Here is a 19010-nt window from a genome sequence, read left to right as displayed (position 1 = left end):
GAACCCGCAAAACGGTAGCGGTTGCGTCCGAACCGGCCGCGGAACTATTTCGCTCGCCGTCGTCGATACGGCTATGGACTCACGCTCCGGCGATTCGGACGGACGCAGCCGAGAGCGACGGCAGCTCTCGACCGGAGACGAGGTTTCGCTACCCCTCGAACTCTCGTGTACGCTCGGCGGAGTCGTCGTGCCAGCCCGTCGGGCGAGCCTCGAGGGGATCCTTCCTAACGGGCTCTCGCCACTGCCGATCGCTCCCCGCGTCGGCTGCGTCACGCTCGTCGGAATTCAGTACCACCGAGTCGGCCACGACGCTGAACTCGATCCCTACGACGAGTTCGCGGTGATCGTTCCTGCGATTCGCGGGAGCGAAACGAGCCGACTACACTCACGGTTGCTCGACGGCGAGCTCGGCGGATACGTCCACTGGCTGCCTGTGACGACCGACGCGTCGGTCGCGCTCGGCCGCGAACTCTGGGGGTACCCCAAGGAACGGGCCCAGATCACGGTGACCGACGGACCGCGAGGGCTTCGCGCCGTCGTCGGCAACCCCGACGAAAGCGGGGAGGCGATCCAATTCGAGGTCTCCCGTCCCCGGACGGGGCTGTCGCTTCGCGGCACGGAGCTCTCGAGTTTCACCGTTCGTGACGGCGAACTGGTCCGAGCGCGGATGCGACTTCACGGCGAGGTTTCGGTCGGGCCGCCGGTCGGAACCAGTCTCGAGGTCGCGCCGGAGCTGGCGTCGGAGCTCGGACTCCGGCGACGGCCGCTGGCTCGGCTGTACGGCTCTCGAGTCCGGGCGCGACTCGGTCAGGGCGAACCGGTATCTCCTTCGTGATCTGATAGCTCGAGGAACGCGTCGGACCCTAACTCGATAAAGGACACGCGTAAGTACAGTGCGTCCTAACGCCGCGACATGGCCGAAACCACCGATCTCGAGGAGCTTCGCCGGGGCACGGACCTCGTGAAACGCGGCTTCGCACAGATGCAGAAGGGCGGCGTCATCATGGACGTCGTCGACAAGGAACAGGCCCGGATCGCCGAGGACGCCGGCGCCGTGGCTGTGATGGCTCTCGAGGCCGTCCCGGCAGACATCCGCAAGCGGGGCGGCGTCGCGCGGATGGCTGACCCCGCGGACGTCGCCGAGATCGTCGACGAAGTCTCGATCCCGGTTATGGGCAAGTCCCGGATCGGACACACGAAGGAGGCCCAGATCCTCGAGGCCGTCGGCGTCGACATGATCGACGAGTCCGAAGTGCTGACTCCGGCCGACGACGCCTACCACATCGACAAGCGCGACTTTACCGCGCCGTTCGTCTGCGGCGCGCGCAACCTCGGCGAGGCCCTGCGCCGGATCGGGGAGGGCGCGGCGATGATCCGCACGAAGGGCGAGGCCGGCACCGGCGACGTCAACCAGGCCGTTCACCACCAGCGGACGATCAAGGGTGCGATCCGCGAGCTCGAGGGAATGAAACACGAGGAGCGAGAGGCCTACGCTCGCGAGATCGAAGCGCCCGCGGAACTGGTCCACGAGACGGCCGAGATGGGGCGCCTTCCGGTCGTCAACTTCGCCGCTGGCGGGATCGCGACGCCCGCCGACGCCGCCCTGATGATGCACCACGAGTGCGACGGCATCTTCGTCGGCAGCGGAATCTTCGGCGCCGAGAACCCGACCGAGATGGGCGAAGCGATCGTCGAAGCGGTCAACAACTGGGACGAGCCCGAGCGCCTCGCCGAGATCGCCTCGAACCTCGGCAAGGGGATGAAAGGCGACGCCAACGCCGACCTCGAGGAAGAAGAGAAGCTCCAGGGTCGCGGCGTCTGATCGGGTAGCGATCGAGACTGTTCTCGTCTGCTGCCGGTTTTCGCGCGAACGAATCGGTAAGCAGCCCCGTTTTCTCGGTGCCGAGCGTACCGGTCCTATGAGTCAGTCGACACCTCTGGAGCAGCTGTTCGATCGCCTCGCGAACGCCCTCGAGGAACTGCTTCGGGCCGTCGCCGAGGAGACGTCGAACGAGACGCTGGCGGCGACGGCGGCCGAGCTGTGGGACGTCGTCGCGGAGTTCGAGGACGTCGTCGACACCGTCGACCTCGAGCGGCTGCCCGACGCCATTGACGGCGAGGCGGCTGTCGACGTCCTCGACCTCGAGGGGCTGTCCGAGGCGATCCGGGAGCGGGATCCGAAGCTGGCGCTCGACCTCGACGCCCTCCGACGCGCGATCGAACTGCGGGAGCTCTGGAACGCCGTCGACCTCGCCGACTTCGGACGGGAGTCCGACGAGCTCCGGGCCGAACTCGAGGACGTCCTCGGCCCCGACGCCTTCGACTCGACCGACGACTCCGAGGCGGCCGAGGAGGTTGAGGCGTTCGCCGAAGAGGTGAAGGGAGAGGCGACGAACGCGGCGTTCCAGCAGGAAGTCAGGGAGCGACTCGAGCCCGCCAGGGAGGCGGTGATCGACGCCCACTCGACGGTCGAGGAGCTGTACGAGTCACACCAGCGCGGCTCCGGCTACGAGGGGCGACGTCCGACGTCGAACAACCCGACCGCCGTCTCCTCGATGCCCGTAGGCCCGCTCCCGGCGAGCGTCTCCACCCGGGTCTCGACCGTGCCGACCGACGTTCGCCACGCGAAGGTCGAGGCGTTCCCCCGCGTGTATGGCCGTCGCTGGCGGCGCGCTCGACGCGACTAAGGGCATGGGCAAAGCGCCAGGTCGGCCCTACCACCACGTCCGAGGGGGCGGGACGGCCCCGACTCGGACGAGTCCGAGAAACACGAGATAGGTCGCTACCGCGCCACAACACAGCGACAGTACCGGCGCGGGCGCGACTCGAGCGCCGACGGCGGCGAGCCCGATCGCGACGGCGAGCGAAACGGCCTGGACGTCCCGTCGCTCCCAGTACCGACGGACGAGGCCGTACTCGCGGGCCGCGAGCAGTTCGAACAGGATCGTTCCGAGACTGCCGACTGCCAGAAAGAGCGGGGAGAGCGACGCGTCGACGAGAGCCGCGAACGCGAGGAAGACGGCGAGCGCGACGAGCGAGAGTACCGCGTCGGTTCGCGCACCCATCGATCCGCGTCAGCCGTCAGGGTAGAGCCGCGCTCCCTCGCCGATCGTCGTCTGGTAGGCCCGGCTCTCGATCCCCTCGGCGTCGAAGGCGTCCATCATCGCCCCGGCGATGGCTCGCCGATCGGCGGCGTAACAGACCGCGAGCACGCCCGGGCCGGCACCGCTGACGGTGACACCGGTCGCGCCCGCCTCGAGGGCGGCCTCGCGAACCGCGTCGTAGCCGTCGATGAGGGCGCTGCGCTCCGGCGTGACGATGGCGTCGTTCAGCCCTTTGCCGACGAGTTCGGGGTCGTCCCGGGTCATCCCGACGGTGAGGGTGGCTGCGTGGCCGACGGTGTCGACGACGTCCTCGAGGGCGGCCGTCTTCGGGACGACGTCGCGGGCGTCGCGCGTGGAGACGCTCGTCTCGGGAAGACAGGCGACGACCGGGAGCGACGCGTCGACCTGGGTGACGCCGTCGTCGGTGGCGATCGTAAAGCCGCCCAGCAGCGAGGGGGCGACGTTGTCGGGGTGGGCCTCGCCCGAAACCAGGGCCTCGCCCTCGGCGGCGACGGGGACGAGTTCCTCCCTCGAGAGTCCCCGGTCGTAGAGGGCGTTGAGCGCGACCGCGGCCCCCGCCGCGCTGGCCGCCGAGGAGCCGAGGCCGGAGGAGGGACGAACCCCCTTGTCGATCCGGATCGTCGCCGGGGCGTCGAGGGCCTCGGCGACGGCGCCGACGGTGTTCTTCTCCGGATCGGTCGGGATGTAGTCGCTTCCGGCGCCGGTGATCGTGATCGACGTCTCCGGGGCGCGCTCGACCCGGAGCACGTCGGCGGGCGCTCCGAGCGCGACGCCGAAGACGTCGAAGCCGCTCCCGAGGTTCGCACTGGTCGCCGGAGCCCGCACGGTGAGCATGCCGAGTGCTTTCCAGAGAGCGGCCAAAAAGGTAGCGAACGACGAGAGAATCGACGGGAGGTCAGTCGTCGGTCGCGGTCTCGGGCGTCGGCTCCGCGTCGGCGAACCAGTCCAGCCCCGCGACCAGCGCCGCCGAGAGGAGCATCCCCATCAGCGCGAACGCGGCGATCATTACGAAGAACCAGCCCAGCGAGACGTCGAGGACGAACCCGCCCAGGGCGATGCTTGCGGCCCCGAGACCGAACTCGCCGAGGTAGGTGTAGCCGTACGAGAGGCCGCGACTATCGGCTGGCGTGTAGACCGCGACCGCGTTCTGGTAGAACGGCTGGATCGCGAACAGGAAGAAGCCGAAGACGCCACAGAGGGCGACGACCGCCCACAGCCCCATCGTTGTAACAGGGATGAACGCCAGTGCGAGGACGGTGAAGATCGCGAAGAGGACCGCCAGGCCGCGGGCGGGCGGAACGCGGTCGGTCAGTTTACCACCGACGTACTGGCCGGCCATCCCGACGACGAGCAGCCCGACGTAGATGTAGTCGGCGGGTTCGATCCCCTCGAGCCCGTCGGGCAGGGCGAGAGCGTCCATCGCGGGCAGCCCGTGGAGGATCTCCGGGAGGTAGGTGAGCATCCCGCGGTAGTACAGCCCCTCGAAAGTGACGATGACGAAGACGATGGCGAACGCGCTCGCGAACAGTGCCTTCGAGTTCGAGACGAGATCGGACAGCGACAGGGCCTCGTCGGCCCCCGCGTCGACGTCGCCCTCGACCGCGGCGGTCGGTTCGAACTCCGCGGTCAACCCGTACAGCACCGCCAGGAGACCGGGGGCGGCGAGGATCGCGGCGACGTACTGCCAGTCGAGAAAGATCAGCAGCGTCGCGGCGACGAACGGACCGAGCGCGATGCCGGCGTTGCCGGCGATCCCGTGCCAGGCGAACACCGTCCCGCGCTCCTCGACGCCGGTGCTGATCAGCGAGAGCCCGGCGGGATGGTAGATGCTGGCGGCGATTCCCCAGAGCAGGAGGCCGACGGCGATCGCGTAGATCGACGTACTCATCGCGAGGACGAGGAAGGCGAGGCTCATCCCCGCGAGACAGAGCACGATGAGTCGCTTCGTTCCGTACCGGTCGGCCAGGATCCCGCCGGGCAGGGCGCCGATGCCGAACGGGGCGTAGCCGAGCGCGACGACCAGTCCGAGCAGGGCGATGCTCACGTCGAACTCTGCAAGCCAGACGACCAGGAAGATCGGAATCGCCGTCTCGAACCAGTGAACCAGCGCGTGACCGGCCATCGTGAAGCCGGCGATCGACCGATCGTTTGCGTTCAGTGCCATCGAGTCAGTACTCGAACGGCGACGGGCCGTGTACTTAGCGGCTTGGAATCGATCCCGCTCGAGATCGGTCCGCCGGCGCTACTCCTGGACGACGACGAGCCCGGAGCCGTACACCGTGATCGTGCAGCTCTCGAGCGGGAAAATCAGCCGCGCACTCCCCGGGTCGCGGTCGGTTCGACGTCGATCGAACAGGCGGTTGAGCGACCCGGGATCGAGGCGGTCGTGAAGCCGTTCGACCTCCGTCTCGTCGCTGCCGGTAACGTCGGCCACCGCCGCAACGACCTTTTCGACGAGGTTCTCCCGGGTCGTCCAGTCGTGGCGGAAGACGACCGTGTTCGTCGGCGCGGAACCCGCATCCCCTGGGGTGAAGTTTCGTGACGTCATAGCTCTCGTCTCTCGCGCGTGACGGAAAGCCTGTATGTGAGCGTTACTAATAAATACCTGTCAGACACCTCTTATAAAGCCGTCGTACAAAACGACGACCAGGTCGGTTCCCGCCCGGGAATCGTCCGTCTTACGGTAGCGAGATTTCGGAGCGGTCAGCCGGCAAGTCGGGACGGATCGCTCGACCGGCTGGACCGGCGCCTGCGTCGTCAGTTCGTCTCGTCGACTTCCTCGTCGACGCCGACCGCCTGCGAGACGTCGACGTCCTCGGGCTCTTCTTGCCCGCCGACGATCAGTTCGCCGTCGTCGGTTTCGACGTAGACGTCGTCGGCGAACCCACCCTCGGCGTAGGGGTGTTCGGGTTCGTCGAGCTTCTCGGGGGTCGAGGGCGCCTCGGCGACGCCGCCGACGGGCGCGAACTGGCCGAGCGGGTCGTCGATCGTCACGTCCCAGCGCTCGAAGAACTCCCGGTAGCGATCGTAGTGATCGCCGAGTTCGTCGGCGGGGAACTCCATCATCTCCGTCCAGCCGTGGTTGTAGAAGTCGAAGTTCGCCTGGATGTGGGTGATCTCGCGGGCTTCGGCCTCCGAGTACCCCTCCTGGAGCGCTCGCAGGTAGGTGTCCATCGTCGCGTCGAAGAAGTCGTCGAGGTGATCCGTTCGCTCCTCTGCGTGGGCGGGATCGGCCTTCTTCGTGAAGATCTTCGTGTGCATCCGGACGAGGCCGGATTTGGCGACCGAGCGAACGACCGGGGTCTCGAGGGCCTTTCGAGAGGCGAAGTGGCGCACGTTCTGGCTGATTTTCATATGGGCCGCTAGGGAGTGATCCCTCAAGAACGGTTCGGAGGGGGCGAAGGTGACTGGAACCGGCTCCGTCCGAGGGGGCGAGCCGAGGCGAGCCGGGAGGGATCCTCGCCTTTCCGTTCTGGACCGAGAGCGGGGGTCTCGGTGTACGAGCGTGGAGACAGTCTGGGGACACGACGGAAATAGACGAGATAGCAATCCACTTTAACCCGCATTACGAACGGTCTGGATATGACCGAGTACGTCATCATCGGTGACGGGATCTCGGGCAGTTCGGCTGCCGAGACGCTTCGGGAAGAGGACCCGGAGTCTTCGATCACCGTCATCACCGATGAGGGGGAGGCACTGTACAACCGGATCCTGATCAAGGAACACGCGAAGGGCAAACTTCCCGAGGCGCCGATCTCGATCCACGAGGAGGACTGGTACGAGGAGCGCGACATCGAGCTCTCGCTGAACACCCACGTCACCGGCGTCGACACCGACGAGAAGGTGGTTCACACCCACGAGGGCGACGAGATCGGCTACGACAAGCTGCTGATCGCGACCGGCGGAACCCCCACGCAGCTCCCGGTCGACGGCAGCGACGCCGAGGGGATCCACCACTTCTGGACGTTCCAGGACGCCCGCAAGATCCGCGAGAGCGCGGAGGAAGCCGAGAAGGGCGTCATCGTCGGTGCCGGTCTGCTCGGCATCGACTTCGCCGCCGTCTGTGGCGCTCAGGGTGTCGAAGGCAAGTACCTGATGCGGGGCGACCGCTGGTGGCGCTACGCGCTCTCGGGCGAGGGTGCAGAGATCATGCACGAGGGGATGCGCGACGTCGGCGTCGAGCCGGTGTTCGACAGCGGCGTCGACCACTTCGAGACCGACGACGACGGGCAGGTGGTCGCGGCGGTCGACCCCAACGGCGACCGCTACGAGTGTGACTTCGCCGGTGTCGCCATCGGCCTGACGTTCAACACCGAGTATCTCGGCGACATCGACCTCGAGCAGGACAACGGGATCGTCGTCGACCAGTACATGCAGACGAACCTCGAGGACGTGTACGCGGCCGGGGACATCACCCGCTTCTACGACGTCCTGCTCGGCGAGCAGGCCCAGAACGGCTCCTGGGGCTCCGCGAAGGAGCAGGGTCGGATCGCCGGCGTCAATATGGCCGCCGACGACGAGGCCGAGGAGTTCGAGTGGGTCTCCTCGTACTCGATCACGCACTTCGACTTCCCCTTCCTCTCCTTTGGCCACCCGACGCTTGGCGACGACCACGCCGAGCGCAAGTACAGCGACACCGAGTGGCGCCGGATCGCGTTCAAGGACGGCAAGGTCGTCGGCGGCGTCCTCATCGGCGATCTCGCCCCGCAGAGCAAGCTCAAACAGCTGATGCGCGAACAGCGCGTCGTCGCCGATCAGAAGGAGGTCCTGCTCGAGGAGACCGTCGACCTCGACGACCTCGCGCCGCCACAGGAACAGTAGCCCGTTCGGCGACCTCCCCGCGATAACGGGCCGAACCGCCACTGTATCGGACGTACGTGACCTCTCGACCCCCGCGTACTCGATTGATCCAATTCGTGCAGTGACAACAGTTAAGTTATAGCACTGGTTTGGTAACCACACGCATGGCAACTACTACCAGTACGGGACGGTCACTCACGCTCAGGCGCGTCGACTCCGTCGCGCCGGACGCGACGGTTCGACACATCGATCAGCTCGACGACCGAAGCCTCGAGCTGTTCTACGCGGCGCTCGAGGGAGGCCGTCGGCTGACCGCTACTGGTACCGATCTCGAGCCCGGCACCGTCGTCGTCGCGACGGGCTACTACCGGGTCGAGGCGGCGTAGTCGTTCCGAGTTCGTTGGAAGTATCGAAGCCGTTTTCCCCCGTGCGCCGCTTCGATAGCGTATGAACGGCGGTAGCGACATGACCCTGGCGTTCGAGCTCGAGGCGCTGCAAGCGCTCGCGTCGCCCGAAAGCGTCTTCGAGGACGCCAGAGGCTGGAGCGAGTACATCGGCGTCGTCTCGGAGAAACCGACCTACGTCGTAACGAACTACACGCGCAAGAACCGCATCCGACAGGACTTCTTCTCGGGTCCCCGGGGCAAAGCGGAGAGCCTCGAGGCCGTCAAGGACCAGTTCGACACCGACCGGTACGTCTTCATCGCCGACGACGAGGCCGACGAGGAGCTGGCCGAGGAGGTCGGCTGGGAGTACCTCCCCGTCGAGGACGCGGCCGAGGCCGCCGACTGGGTCGTCGCGACCGACGTCGAGGACGACGAGGAGGACGCCGAGCCGGTCCGGGACGACTGGCCCTGATACGACTCCTGCACGCCAGTCCCGGTGCAACCGCGACCGTTCTGCGGTTTCGACGGGACGTCGGTACGGCAAACCGTACGAACCGAACGCAAGACCGAGAACTCGGCGACCGAGCGCGGGACGAACGGCTTCCTCCCGGGCTCGAGACGGTGGCCTTGCCTCGGTGAAACCGCCACTCAACACACCAACCGATGACTCCGAGAGACGACGGGGCGCGAATCGACGAGGACGTCATCGACGCGATCGGCGCGCTCGGCAACCGTACCCGCCTCGAGATCCTTCTCGCGCTGGCCGAAGCCGAACGAGACCGACAGGAGCAGTGGCTTCGAATGTCGTTTACCGAGCTCTACGACGCCGTCGACGTCTCGAGCACGTCGCAGTTTTCCTACCACCTCGACCGACTCGTCGGTCCGTTTCTCGCCGAGACCGACGGCGGCTACCGGCTCACGTACGGTGGCGACAAGATCGTCCGAACGCTCCTCGCCGGATTCTACGAGAATACGCGACGCTTCGACGATACCGACGTCGACGGGGTCTGCGTCTTCTGTGGGAGCGAGTCGCTCGTCGCAACTGTCGACCGAGAACGGTTCGTCGTCCGCTGTGACGCCTGCGAGTCGAGGCTGCTCACCGATCTCCTTCCGCGCAGCCAGACGCGACACCGATCAGCGGAGGAGGTCGTCGACAGCGTCGGCGCGCGGATCTGGGGGTCCGTGACGCTGATCCGGGACGGCGTCTGTCCGGAGTGTTACGGCGTCGTCGAGACGACCGTCGAGTCACACCCTCGCGACGATCGGACGCTGTACTCCCTCGAGAGCACCTGTCGAGAGTGTTGGCTCGCGATCCACGTCCCGCTCGAGGCGATCGTCGCCCACCATCCCGCGGGCACCGCGTTCTTTCGCGAACACGACGTTTTCGTGTTCGAGCGCCCGCTCTGGGAGTTTTTCGAGTGTATCGCCGCGGAAACCGTAACGATCGACGTCGCCACCGTCGATCCGTTCTCGGCGGCAGTCGAGATCACCCTCGACGGCGAGACGCGGCGATTCGAGATCGACGACGAACTGACCGTGACGCCCGTTTCGTAGCCGGGCGCAGGCGACGCCTGACGTATGAATCGGCTTGCTCAACTGATTTTGAGTTGTTGCGCTGTCAATATGTAACGAAAACTACAATATTTATTTCGGTCGGCGGCGATCAGGAGGTATGAACACTGCTGTGGCGAAGTTGGAACGCGTCTCGAACCTCTCACGTTCGCGGTTCGTCTCGAGGAGAGGTGAGCATGGCGGCGATTGAACTCGAGGGACTGACCAAGCGGTTCGGCGACGTCGTCGCCGTCGACGGGCTCGATCTCACGATCAGGGAGGGAGAGATCTTCGGCTTCCTGGGGCCCAACGGGGCAGGGAAGTCGACGACGATCGACGTTCTGCTGGATTTCATCCGCCCGACGGCGGGGACGGCGACCGTCCTGGGCCACGACGCCCAGGAGGCGGGCCAGCTCGTCCGCAGTCGAACCGGCGTCCTCCCGGACGGCTACCACGTCTACGATCGGTTGACGGGTCGCCAGCACGTCGAGTTCGCGATCGAAATGAAAGGGGCGAGCGAGGACCCGGACGCGCTGCTCGAGCGCGTTCGCATCGCCGACGCCGCCGACCGAAGGGCCGGCGGCTACTCGAAGGGGATGCGCCAGCGGCTCGTGCTCGCGATGGCGCTGGTCGGGGACCCCGACCTGCTCGTCCTCGACGAGCCCTCGACGGGTCTCGATCCGAACGGCGCCCGCGAGATGCGCGAGATCATCCGCGAGGAGAACGATCGCGGGACGACCGTCTTCTTCTCGAGTCACATCATGGAGCAGGTCGAGGCGGTCTGTGACCGCGTGGCGATCATCAACCGCGGGCAGCTGGTCGCCGTCGACACCATCGACGGCCTCCGGGACGCGACCGAGACCGGCGAAACGCTGTACGTCTACGTCACCGATCTCGACGAGCGCGTGCTCGAGCAGGTTCGGAACCTCGACGGTATCGGTAGCGCGGCGATCGACGACGGCCGCCTCCGGGTGTCGATCGACGGCGTCTCGAAGTTCGCCGCCTTGCACGCGATCGACCGCGTCGCGTCGGTCCAGGACTTCTCGGTCGTCGAGTCCTCGCTCGAGGATCTGTTCGTCCGCTACACCAACGATACCCAGGAGGTCGAGGCGTGACCTGGCTCACCGTCGCGAAGAAGGACTTCCGCGACGCCGTCCAGTCGCGGGCGCTGTGGGCGCTCGTCGCCGTCTTCGTCGTGCTCTCGCTCGTCTCGACGTACGCCTACGTCGAGGTGCCCGAGATGTTCGGCTCGCCCGCAGGAGCGACGTTCGGTGGGCTGCTCTTCTTTACGATCGGACTCGTCGGGCTGTTCGTTCCGATCGCGGCGATCGTCGTCTGCTACAAGTCCCTCGCGGGCGAGCGCGAACTCGGGAGCATCAAGCTCCTGCTCTCCCTGCCGACGACCCGCGGGCAGGTCTTCGCCGGGAAGGTTCTCGGTCGGGCCGCCGTCCTCGCGTTCGGACTCGGCGTCGGGCTGGTCGTCGGGCTCGGCTTCGGCGCCGCGCTGCTCGGCGAGTTCGAGGGCGTCGCCGTGCTGGTGTTCGTCCTCGCTACGCTTTCGTTCGCGGCCGTCTACGCGACGATCGTCGTGAGCATCTCGGCGACGACGGGGTCGACCTCGCGCGCGACGACGCTGGCGCTCGGCTTCTTCGTCGTCTTCGAACTGCTGTGGGACGTCGTTCCGATGGGGGTGCTGTACGTCGTCGAGGGCTTCTCGTTCCCAGCGACGATCCCCGACTGGGTGTTTACGGTCACGCAGCTCTCGCCCTCCTCGGCGTACTTCTCGACGATCGTCGCACTGTTGCCCGACCTCGCGGAGACCGTCGGCGCCGATCCGGCCCAGGCGGGCGCCGGCGTCGAGGTGACCGCCGCCGACGCGGAGCCGTTCTACGCCAGCCCCGAGATCGGACTCGTCGTCCTCCTGCTGTGGCTGGTCGTCCCCCTCGCGATCGGCTACTACCGGTTCGACTCGTCGGACCTCTGATACGGTCTGCTGTAGCGGTTTCCCGGCGCAACCCAGGGTGACTCGCGGTTGCGTCGTCAACGACTTACAGCAGTCCGTCCGAGAGCGGAGTCGTCGACCTTTTACTGTCGACGCTCTAACTACGCACAATGGCAGAGCCCCGCGTCCCCGGCCCCGAGCCCGACGATCAGCTCGAGCTTCCCTGTGGGGAGTCCCTCGATCCCCACGAGATCGACCTCGGCATGCGCGAGTACGCCTGTACCTGCGGCGAGACCCACGCCGTCGTCACCGACGTTCACCCGCCCTCGCGTTTTTTCCCCGAGTCGTTCGTGGTCGTGCTTCAGGAACTCGTCGAGACCGACGACGAGTTCGACGAGTTCGGCACGCCCCACCTACTGGGCGTCGTCATGGAGGAGTTCCCCGAAGCAGTCGTCACCCACGACGCGAGCGACGACGGCGCGGTCGGCTACTCGATGCTGTGGGTCACCGACTTCGACTCCCGGAGACTGCACGAGATCGTCGTCGAACTCGTCGTCGAGCTGATGGAGCACGCGATCAGTCACGCCGAGGACGACACCGCGATCACGGAGTTCGAAGAACAGATGCTCGAGTTCGACGTGAGCGAGTTCGTCGAGCAGTACCGCCGTCAGCGGGAGTTCGAGAGCGAGCACGACCGGGCGCTCTGACGCGAAGCGCTAGCTGATCGCAGTCACCACGTCGTCCACCGTATACAAGCGGAGATCCTCGCGCTCCTCGAGAAGAGCGCGTATTCGACGGCTCACTCGCCTCCTCCCAGTGGAGTCCACCGAAGCTCTCGGACCTAATCCTCGAGCGACCGAAGAGCGCCGTAGTTCGCAGACGAGTTCTGATATCGGGGAAACTCGTCGCGGCATCGAACGGAGGCTGTCGAACGTCGAGCTTCAGCGAAGAGCGTCCGCTGGAAAAATACTTCCAATAATCATACCTGAACGTATCGTACCGTCAACGGGTGTACCGACTTGTCTCGTGACCTTGGTTACTCCCGACACACCTGAAGAAGTTCTAAATAGACGTTCCGAGTTGGCAAAACAATGGTCAACGCCGACCAGGACCCGATCGAACTCGTTCCTGCCGACTACGAAACGTGGCGCGAGCGGTTCGTCGCCGAGCGCGACCGCGTTCGCGACGCGCTCTCGAGGGCTGGACTCGAGGACGACTGCGAGCGAATCGAACACGTCGGCTCGACGGCCGTTCCGAACCTCGCCGCGAAGGACATCGTCGACCTCGATATCGTCGTCGCGGACGACGCCGTAAGCGAGGTGTCGAAACTGCTCGCCGACGAACTCGGCGGGACCCGCATCGAGAACTCCGGGGAGTGGCACCCCATCTTCCGCGAGCACGACGGCCAGCGGTTCAACGATCACGTGTTCGCGGCCTCGAGCGACGGCTGGAAGATCAGCGTGGTTACGCGCGACGTCCTCGCCGCGCGACCCGACCGCCGCGAGGAGTACGAGCGGCTGCTCGAGGTCGCCCGCACGGACGACGTCGGCGTGAACTGTCCCGTCCCGGCGAGGGATTGACCCGCCAGTCGCGCTCGAGTGCGGTGCGGTTCCCCGGCAATATTCGAATTTCGAAATCGAGTTACGAGAATCGTATCGTTTCGTGGGGCTTATTACGATGTACGAACTCCGGACGGATAGGACCAATGAGTACGGACCACCAGAGCGGCGGGGACGCCGCCACAGGGGACGGACGCACGATCCTGCTGATCGGCAGCGGGCCGATCCAGATCGGACAGGCCGCCGAGTTCGACTATTCTGGCGCGCAGGCCTGCCGAGCGCTTCAGGAGGAGGGCGCTCGAGTCGTCCTCGTCAACTCCAACCCCGCGACGATCATGACGGATCCGGAGATGGCCGACCGGGTCTACATCGAACCTATCACGACGGAGGCCATCGCCGAGATCATCCGCAAGGAACAGCCCGACGGCGTTATCGCGGGCCTCGGCGGACAGACCGGGCTGAACGTCACCGCCGAACTGGCCGAGGAGGGCGTGCTCGAGGAACACGACGTCGAGATCATGGGCACCCCCCTCGACACCATCTACGCGACGGAGGACCGCGATCTCTTCCGCCAGCGCATGGAGAAGATCGGCCAGCCCGTGCCCGCCTCGACGACGATCGCGCTCGACGAGGGCGAGAAGGTCTCGGAGCTGACCGAAGACGACCTCGAGGAACGGGTTCAGGACGCCGTCGACGAGGTCGGGGGCCTACCGGTGATCGCCCGCACCACCTACACGCTGGGTGGCTCGGGGTCGGGCGTCGTCCATGAGTTCGACGAACTGCTTCGCCGCGTTCGCAAGGGGCTGCGCCTCTCGCGCAACAGCGAAGTCCTCATCACGGAGTCGATCGCGGGCTGGGTCGAGTACGAGTACGAGGTGATGCGGGACGCCGACGACTCCTGTATCATCATCTGCAACATGGAGAACATCGACCCGATGGGGATCCACACCGGGGAGTCGACGGTCGTCACGCCCTCCCAGATCGTCCCCGACGAGGGCCACCAGGAGATGCGCACCGCGGCGCTGGACGTCATCCGCGAACTCGGCATCCAGGGCGGCTGTAACATCCAGTTCGCCTGGCGCGACGACGGCACTCCAGGAGGAGAGTATAGGGTCGTCGAGGTCAACCCCCGCGTCTCTCGCTCCTCGGCGCTCGCATCGAAGGCGACGGGGTACCCGATCGCCCGCGTCACCGCGAAGGTCGCGCTGGGCAAACGGCTCCACGAGATCACCAACGAGATCACCGGCGAGACGACCGCGGCGTTCGAGCCCGCGATCGACTACGTCGTCACCAAGGTGCCCCGGTGGCCCAAGGACAAGTTCGACGACGTCGACTTCGAGCTGACGACGGCGATGAAGTCGACGGGCGAGGCGATGGCCATCGGCCGCACCTTCGAGGAGTCGCTGCTGAAGGCGCTTCGCTCGAGCGAGTACGAGCCCGACGTCGACTGGGCCGACGTCTCCGACGAGGAACTCGAGTCCCACTATCTCGAGCGCCCCTCTCCCGACCGCCCGTACGCGATGTTCGAGGCCTTCGAGCGCGGCTACACCGTCGACGAGGTCGTCGAACTGACGGGCATCTTCCAGTGGTACACCGAACGGTTCAAGCGCATCGCGGATTCGACCCGCGCCGCCCAGGAGGGCGACTTCACCGAGGCCGCCATCGCCGGCCACACCAACGCGACGATCGCCGCGACGGCGGGCGGCGACGTCGACGTCGACACCGTCGAGCAGGCGGTCCCGGGACGCACCTACAAGCAGGTCGACACCTGCGCCGGCGAGTTTGAGGCCCAGACGCCGTACTACTACTCCGCACGTAAATCCGAGTTCGACTCCGGCCCGCTCGAGGGCGCGGCCGCTGCAGGCGAGCTCGAGGTCGACCGCGACGTCGAGAGCGTGATCGTCGTCGGCGGCGGCCCGATCCGGATCGGCCAGGGCGTCGAGTTCGACTACTGTTCGGTCCACGCCGTCCAGGCGCTGCGCGAGCAGGGGATCGACGCCCACGTCGTCAACAACAACCCCGAGACGGTGTCGACGGACTACGACACCTCCGACGGGCTGTTCTTCGAGCCCATTACCGCTGAGGAGGTCGCCGACGTCGCCGAAGCGGCCGACGCCGACGGCGTGATGGTCCAGTTCGGCGGCCAGACCTCGGTCAACATCGGCGACCCGCTGCAGGACGAGATCGACCGCCGCGGGCTCGACTGTGAGGTTATGGGCACCAGCGTCGAGGCGATGGACCTCGCCGAGGACCGCGACCGGTTCAACGCCCTGATGGACGAGTTAGGCATCGCCCAGCCCGAGGGCGGCGCCGCCCACAGCAAACCGGAGGCGATGGAGCTGGCCCACGAGATCGGCTACCCCGTCCTCGTCCGCCCCTCCTACGTGCTCGGCGGGCGCGCGATGGAGGTCGTCTACGACGACGAAGAACTCGAGCGCTATATCGAGGAAGCGGTCCGGGTGAGCCCGGACAAACCGATCCTCGTCGACGACTTCCTCGCCGACGCGATCGAGCTCGACGTCGACGCCGTTGCCGACGGCGAGGACGTCCTCATCGGCGGCGTGATGGAACACGTCGAGACCGCCGGGGTCCACTCCGGGGACTCGGCGTGTATGATCCCGCCGCGCTCGCTCGACGACGAGACGCTGGCCCGCGTCCGCGAGGTCACCGAGGATATCGCCGAGGCCCTCGAGACGGTCGGGCTGCTGAACGTCCAGCTCGCGGTTCGCGACGGCGAAGTGTACGTCCTCGAGGCCAACCCCCGCTCCTCGCGTACCGTCCCCTTCATCTCGAAGGCGACTGGCGTCCCGATCGCCAAGCTCGCGGCCAGAGTGATGTCCGGCGAGTCCCTCGCGGAGCTCGAGATCGACGAGCAGATCCCCGAACAGACCTCGATCAAGGAGGTCGTCCTCCCGTTCGACCGCCTGCCGGGCTCGGATCCGCGCCTCGGTCCGGAGATGAAGTCCACGGGCGAAGTGATGGGCAGCGCCGACTCGTTCGGCCGCGCCTACGACAAGGCCCAGGACGCGACGGGTAAGCCGATCCCCGAGTCCGGGACGGCGATCGTCGACCTCTCGGCCGACAAGTTCCCCGACCCGGACACCGAGGCCGGCGACGCGCTGGTCGAAGGGTACACCGACCACTTCGATCTCTGCGAGGCCGTCGACCTCGTCGACGCCGTCAAGAAGGGGGAGGTCGACCTGATCATCTCGCGGGACCGCGACCTGCTCGAGGTCGCCGTCGAGGAGGAAGTGACGTACTTCTCGACGCCCGCGAGCGCGAAGGCAGCTCTCGAGGCGCTCGAGGCGAAAGACGAACCGATCGACGTCCAGCCGATCACCGAGCGCCCGAAGCGGACCGCCGAGTGGGGACGGTAACGTAGCTGGAACTACGGTTTTCGTTATTCAACTCCGAAGCTGAGTCCGAATCGGTCGAGTCGTTACGTGGGGGCACCTAACGCCGTTTCTTCCATCAACTAATAGAGGCGTTAAAGGACTCGTCCTGAGTACGGGGCGCGAATGTGGCACAGAGATATGCTGCACTCGGATAACACCGGATCGGTCGGTGTGGGCGAACGATTCACGCGATAAGCTACGGTATCTACAAATCCTATCAAGAACAGCGTGGTGAACGGAGTGACAAGACTAACAGGGGCTTCCCGATGACTCGCCACGACAGACGGGGGATGACTGTGCCGCCTATCTCGGGTCGGTTCGGCCGCGTCATTATATGTCGTCTCAGTTAACAACAAGAAAGATTCAGCGTGGCGTCCGGTCGGCAGCCGGGTAGCCGCTCAGGGTTCGCTGGCAGTTTGTCCGCTCGCTGTGTGTTCCGTACCCAATTTCACTCATCCCTGCCGCTACGCCGTTGTGCACTTGTGAAAGCGTACACCAGCCCGATCACCGCTCCGACGACGATCAGTCCCCATCCCACAGTGAAGTTTGCCCCGCCGTTCGTCCGGGCGAATTCAAAGAGGACCAGGGGTGTGTCGGGGATCCCGGCTACCACCGCTTCGACCCCAGTGGCCGACAGCACGACTGGCACCAGCACGCCGATACCGATAGCTGTGATAATCACGCCCCCGGTGAACCCGAGCAGAACATCCCAGGCCACCGTCGCCGGTGCGGTTTCACGCCGTGTTGTGCCAGGTGGACCGTACACTTCAAGACCTGTTTCCTTGTCGATGACCCTCACACTCGCAGGGTAACTGAGGAGGATCAGCGACATCCACACGTCACCGACAGCACCAGCGGCGTTCAGCGCAAGGGCAATCGCTAGCCAGGGAATCTCGAAGACGAGCATCAGAGGGACGCCGATTCCCGTCAGGACGACCAACGGTGCTAACGCGACGACGATGAATTTATCGCGGGTAAGCCGAGTTTCGCTCGTTGCGAATGCGTAGGGAAACAGAACGTAGGCGACTCCGAAGCCGTACCGTGGTTCGCCGCCGAACGCCCGGATGGCGAGGCCGTGACACAGCTCGTGTGGCACGATAACCAACGCGATCAAGACGATGAACGTCAGAAACGACAGCGCCAGACTCCACCACCACACCCCATCGATTGCCAGTCCAAATGGCAAATTGGCAGCGGTCTCGTCGCCTGTGATCGCGTAATAGAGGGCCAGAAAACCGATCAACGCAATCACGAAGCCGAGCGTGCTCACCGCCGTCCACTGAAAAACCAGCGACCGCGATAGCTCAAACTCCATCAGTAACGTCTCTTCCTCGCGTTCGTTCACTAGAAATTCAACCTAATTGAACCGGCGTTGTCCTGCAGAGGTATTCAATCTACTGCAAACGAAGGGACCACGGGAACTCACTGACTGATACAGACGTCCACGATCGGTCACGTACACCGCTGTTCTTGAACCAGGGATACGGGAAGACGTGTGGATACAAGTATTCCGGATGTATTTTCGAGGGCATGAACCTCACCACGCCGACACAGATCAGATCGCTGCCTCACACGCTCGCGTTCGGGATTGGGTTGTTGTTGGGTATCGGTTTGGTGCTTGCATCGGGAGTCGAGATCCCTGCGGTAGTCATCCTGATCGTCGTTTTCCTCGGATTCTTCCTCTACGGCGATTTCAGCGGAGGGAACCCCACGAACGAATGATCACAGCGTCAATCCGTCACCGAAAGCGACGCATTCCGTGATGACGAGATTGATGTCGTCGACGTGAACCCGGCTCTCGCAGCGTATGCGACCATCGGAAACACCTATCGCAGTACGCCGTGGGTGGGAATTTGGTATTTCTGTCAGTCGATCTGTAGTGCTGAGTCGATACTCGGGAGCGGAGCGTTAGTCACGGACCACTCAAACGGATTTTTTCGCTCCCGGGGTTCCGCCGTTCTCTCTTTGTACTACGAGGGCAGATCAGCTGATTCACAGTGCTCGAGACAGAGTTCAGCCAATTCCGGAAGGTTACGAACTACGACCTTCTCGGACCGTCTATCGTATTCGATGAGTTTTGCATCTTTCAGTTGTGGGAGATGCTTGTGGTGTAGATTCAGTGTAACTCTCTCGACTACTTCGTCCGAGACTTCGCCGGGCTGAGAGCCGTATTTCCACGTAACGAGTTTGTGAATCAGTTCACTTTTATCGGTGGCTCCTTCATATCGAAGATGTGAAATAATGCGTCGGCG

General features: G+C 65.3%; 19 protein-coding genes and 1 pseudogene. 13 read left to right on the top strand and 7 right to left on the bottom strand.

Annotated elements, in window-relative coordinates:
• The first annotated feature begins 73 nt into the window (after positions 1-73).
• The 3 genes from QA609_RS05880 (at position 74) to QA609_RS05870 (ending at position 2687) form a co-directional block, all read left to right on the top strand.
• On the top strand, positions 74-835 hold the full coding sequence (locus QA609_RS05880; protein WP_278301652.1) for an acetoacetate decarboxylase family protein: 762 nt from the start codon (positions 74-76) through the stop codon (positions 833-835).
• A 78-nt stretch (positions 836-913) separates the two neighbouring features.
• Complete coding sequence (pdxS, locus tag QA609_RS05875; protein ID WP_278301651.1) at positions 914-1822, top strand: pyridoxal 5'-phosphate synthase lyase subunit PdxS; 909 nt, start codon at positions 914-916, stop codon at positions 1820-1822.
• 97 nt (positions 1823-1919) lie between these two features.
• Positions 1920-2687: a hypothetical protein gene (locus tag QA609_RS05870; protein WP_278301650.1), complete on the top strand. Its 768-nt coding sequence runs from the start codon at positions 1920-1922 to the stop codon at positions 2685-2687.
• Positions 2688-2714: 27 nt separating this feature from the next.
• Here QA609_RS05870 and QA609_RS05865 read toward each other — a convergent pair whose 3' ends face one another.
• The 5 genes from QA609_RS05865 to QA609_RS05845 all read right to left on the bottom strand — a co-directional run bounded on the left by QA609_RS05865 (position 2715) and on the right by QA609_RS05845 (position 6479).
• Complete coding sequence (locus QA609_RS05865) at positions 2715-3065, bottom strand: hypothetical protein (protein ID WP_278301649.1); 351 nt, start codon at positions 3063-3065, stop codon at positions 2715-2717.
• 9 nt (positions 3066-3074) lie between these two features.
• Entirely contained in the window at positions 3075-3959 is an 885-nt protein-coding gene (locus QA609_RS05860; protein ID WP_278301648.1) for a homoserine kinase, read from the bottom strand.
• Positions 3960-4020: 61 nt separating this feature from the next.
• Positions 4021-5289 (bottom strand): MFS transporter, encoded by a 1269-nt coding sequence (locus QA609_RS05855; RefSeq protein WP_278301647.1) that lies wholly within the window; start codon positions 5287-5289, stop codon positions 4021-4023.
• Between the two features lie 78 nt (positions 5290-5367).
• On the bottom strand, positions 5368-5673 hold the full coding sequence (locus QA609_RS05850) for a HalOD1 output domain-containing protein (protein ID WP_278301646.1): 306 nt from the start codon (positions 5671-5673) through the stop codon (positions 5368-5370).
• A 209-nt stretch (positions 5674-5882) separates the two neighbouring features.
• Positions 5883-6479 (bottom strand): DUF6149 family protein, encoded by a 597-nt coding sequence (locus tag QA609_RS05845; protein ID WP_278301645.1) that lies wholly within the window; start codon positions 6477-6479, stop codon positions 5883-5885.
• 228 nt (positions 6480-6707) lie between these two features.
• On the opposite strand from QA609_RS05845, the gene QA609_RS05840 reads away from it, so the two are divergent.
• The 9 genes from QA609_RS05840 (at position 6708) to carB (ending at position 16740) form a co-directional block, all read left to right on the top strand.
• Complete coding sequence (locus tag QA609_RS05840; RefSeq protein ID WP_278301644.1) at positions 6708-7946, top strand: FAD-dependent oxidoreductase; 1239 nt, start codon at positions 6708-6710, stop codon at positions 7944-7946.
• Positions 7947-8089: 143 nt separating this feature from the next.
• Entirely contained in the window at positions 8090-8311 is a 222-nt protein-coding gene (locus tag QA609_RS05835) for a hypothetical protein (protein WP_278301643.1), read from the top strand.
• 61 nt (positions 8312-8372) lie between these two features.
• Positions 8373-8783, top strand: coding sequence for a hypothetical protein (locus tag QA609_RS05830; RefSeq protein ID WP_278301642.1), 411 nt, complete (start codon positions 8373-8375; stop codon positions 8781-8783).
• 191 nt (positions 8784-8974) lie between these two features.
• Positions 8975-9865, top strand: coding sequence for a winged helix-turn-helix domain-containing protein (locus QA609_RS05825; RefSeq protein WP_278301641.1), 891 nt, complete (start codon positions 8975-8977; stop codon positions 9863-9865).
• A gap of 194 nt (positions 9866-10059) precedes the next feature.
• On the top strand, positions 10060-10977 hold the full coding sequence (locus QA609_RS05820; RefSeq protein ID WP_278301640.1) for an ABC transporter ATP-binding protein: 918 nt from the start codon (positions 10060-10062) through the stop codon (positions 10975-10977).
• Positions 10974-11846, top strand: coding sequence for an ABC transporter permease subunit (locus QA609_RS05815; protein WP_278301639.1), 873 nt, complete (start codon positions 10974-10976; stop codon positions 11844-11846). The genes QA609_RS05820 and QA609_RS05815 overlap by 4 nt, the downstream gene beginning before the upstream one ends.
• Before the next feature lie 128 nt (positions 11847-11974).
• Complete coding sequence (locus QA609_RS05810) at positions 11975-12511, top strand: DUF5815 family protein (RefSeq protein WP_278301638.1); 537 nt, start codon at positions 11975-11977, stop codon at positions 12509-12511.
• 384 nt (positions 12512-12895) lie between these two features.
• On the top strand, positions 12896-13384 hold the full coding sequence (locus QA609_RS05805) for a GrpB family protein (protein ID WP_278301637.1): 489 nt from the start codon (positions 12896-12898) through the stop codon (positions 13382-13384).
• A gap of 125 nt (positions 13385-13509) precedes the next feature.
• Positions 13510-16740, top strand: coding sequence for a carbamoyl-phosphate synthase large subunit (carB, locus tag QA609_RS05800; RefSeq protein ID WP_278301636.1), 3231 nt, complete (start codon positions 13510-13512; stop codon positions 16738-16740).
• 466 nt (positions 16741-17206) lie between these two features.
• On the opposite strand, the gene QA609_RS05795 is transcribed toward carB, so the two are convergent.
• The gene (locus tag QA609_RS05795; RefSeq protein ID WP_278301635.1) at positions 17207-18103 is read right to left on the bottom strand and encodes a DUF3267 domain-containing protein; all 897 of its coding nucleotides are present in this window, start codon (positions 18101-18103) and stop codon (positions 17207-17209) included.
• Between the two features lie 185 nt (positions 18104-18288).
• On the opposite strand from QA609_RS05795, the gene QA609_RS05790 reads away from it, so the two are divergent.
• Positions 18289-18480 (top strand): hypothetical protein, encoded by a 192-nt coding sequence (locus tag QA609_RS05790; protein ID WP_278301634.1) that lies wholly within the window; start codon positions 18289-18291, stop codon positions 18478-18480.
• Between the two features lie 248 nt (positions 18481-18728).
• On the opposite strand, the pseudogene QA609_RS05785 reads toward QA609_RS05790, so the two are convergent.
• A pseudogene (locus QA609_RS05785) lies at positions 18729-19010 on the bottom strand (hypothetical protein); the annotation flags it as partial.

It is taken from the genome of Natronococcus sp. A-GB7, from assembly GCF_029688865.1.
Lineage (GTDB): Archaea > Halobacteriota > Halobacteria > Halobacteriales > Natrialbaceae > Natronococcus.
The sequence above is the reverse complement of the archived record's forward strand: the minus strand, read 5'-3'. Positions and strand labels throughout refer to the sequence as shown.

Excerpts from the sequence above, each read along its gene's own strand:
- QA609_RS05880 (WP_278301652.1), top strand. The coding sequence starts at position 74 with ATGGACTCACGCTCCGGCGATTCGGACGGACGCAGCCGAGAGCGACGG.
- pdxS (WP_278301651.1), top strand. The coding sequence starts at position 914 with ATGGCCGAAACCACCGATCTCGAGGAGCTTCGCCGGGGCACGGACCTC.
- QA609_RS05870 (WP_278301650.1), top strand. The coding sequence starts at position 1,920 with ATGAGTCAGTCGACACCTCTGGAGCAGCTGTTCGATCGCCTCGCGAAC.
- QA609_RS05865 (WP_278301649.1), bottom strand. The coding sequence starts at position 3,065 with ATGGGTGCGCGAACCGACGCGGTACTCTCGCTCGTCGCGCTCGCCGTC.
- QA609_RS05860 (WP_278301648.1), bottom strand. The coding sequence starts at position 3,959 with ATGCTCACCGTGCGGGCTCCGGCGACCAGTGCGAACCTCGGGAGCGGC.
- QA609_RS05855 (WP_278301647.1), bottom strand. The coding sequence starts at position 5,289 with ATGGCACTGAACGCAAACGATCGGTCGATCGCCGGCTTCACGATGGCC.
- QA609_RS05850 (WP_278301646.1), bottom strand. The coding sequence starts at position 5,673 with ATGACGTCACGAAACTTCACCCCAGGGGATGCGGGTTCCGCGCCGACG.
- QA609_RS05845 (WP_278301645.1), bottom strand. The coding sequence starts at position 6,479 with ATGAAAATCAGCCAGAACGTGCGCCACTTCGCCTCTCGAAAGGCCCTC.
- QA609_RS05840 (WP_278301644.1), top strand. The coding sequence starts at position 6,708 with ATGACCGAGTACGTCATCATCGGTGACGGGATCTCGGGCAGTTCGGCT.
- QA609_RS05835 (WP_278301643.1), top strand. The coding sequence starts at position 8,090 with ATGGCAACTACTACCAGTACGGGACGGTCACTCACGCTCAGGCGCGTC.
- QA609_RS05830 (WP_278301642.1), top strand. The coding sequence starts at position 8,373 with ATGAACGGCGGTAGCGACATGACCCTGGCGTTCGAGCTCGAGGCGCTG.
- QA609_RS05825 (WP_278301641.1), top strand. The coding sequence starts at position 8,975 with ATGACTCCGAGAGACGACGGGGCGCGAATCGACGAGGACGTCATCGAC.
- QA609_RS05820 (WP_278301640.1), top strand. The coding sequence starts at position 10,060 with ATGGCGGCGATTGAACTCGAGGGACTGACCAAGCGGTTCGGCGACGTC.
- QA609_RS05810 (WP_278301638.1), top strand. The coding sequence starts at position 11,975 with ATGGCAGAGCCCCGCGTCCCCGGCCCCGAGCCCGACGATCAGCTCGAG.
- QA609_RS05805 (WP_278301637.1), top strand. The coding sequence starts at position 12,896 with ATGGTCAACGCCGACCAGGACCCGATCGAACTCGTTCCTGCCGACTAC.
- carB (WP_278301636.1), top strand. The coding sequence starts at position 13,510 with ATGAGTACGGACCACCAGAGCGGCGGGGACGCCGCCACAGGGGACGGA.
- QA609_RS05790 (WP_278301634.1), top strand. The coding sequence starts at position 18,289 with ATGAACCTCACCACGCCGACACAGATCAGATCGCTGCCTCACACGCTC.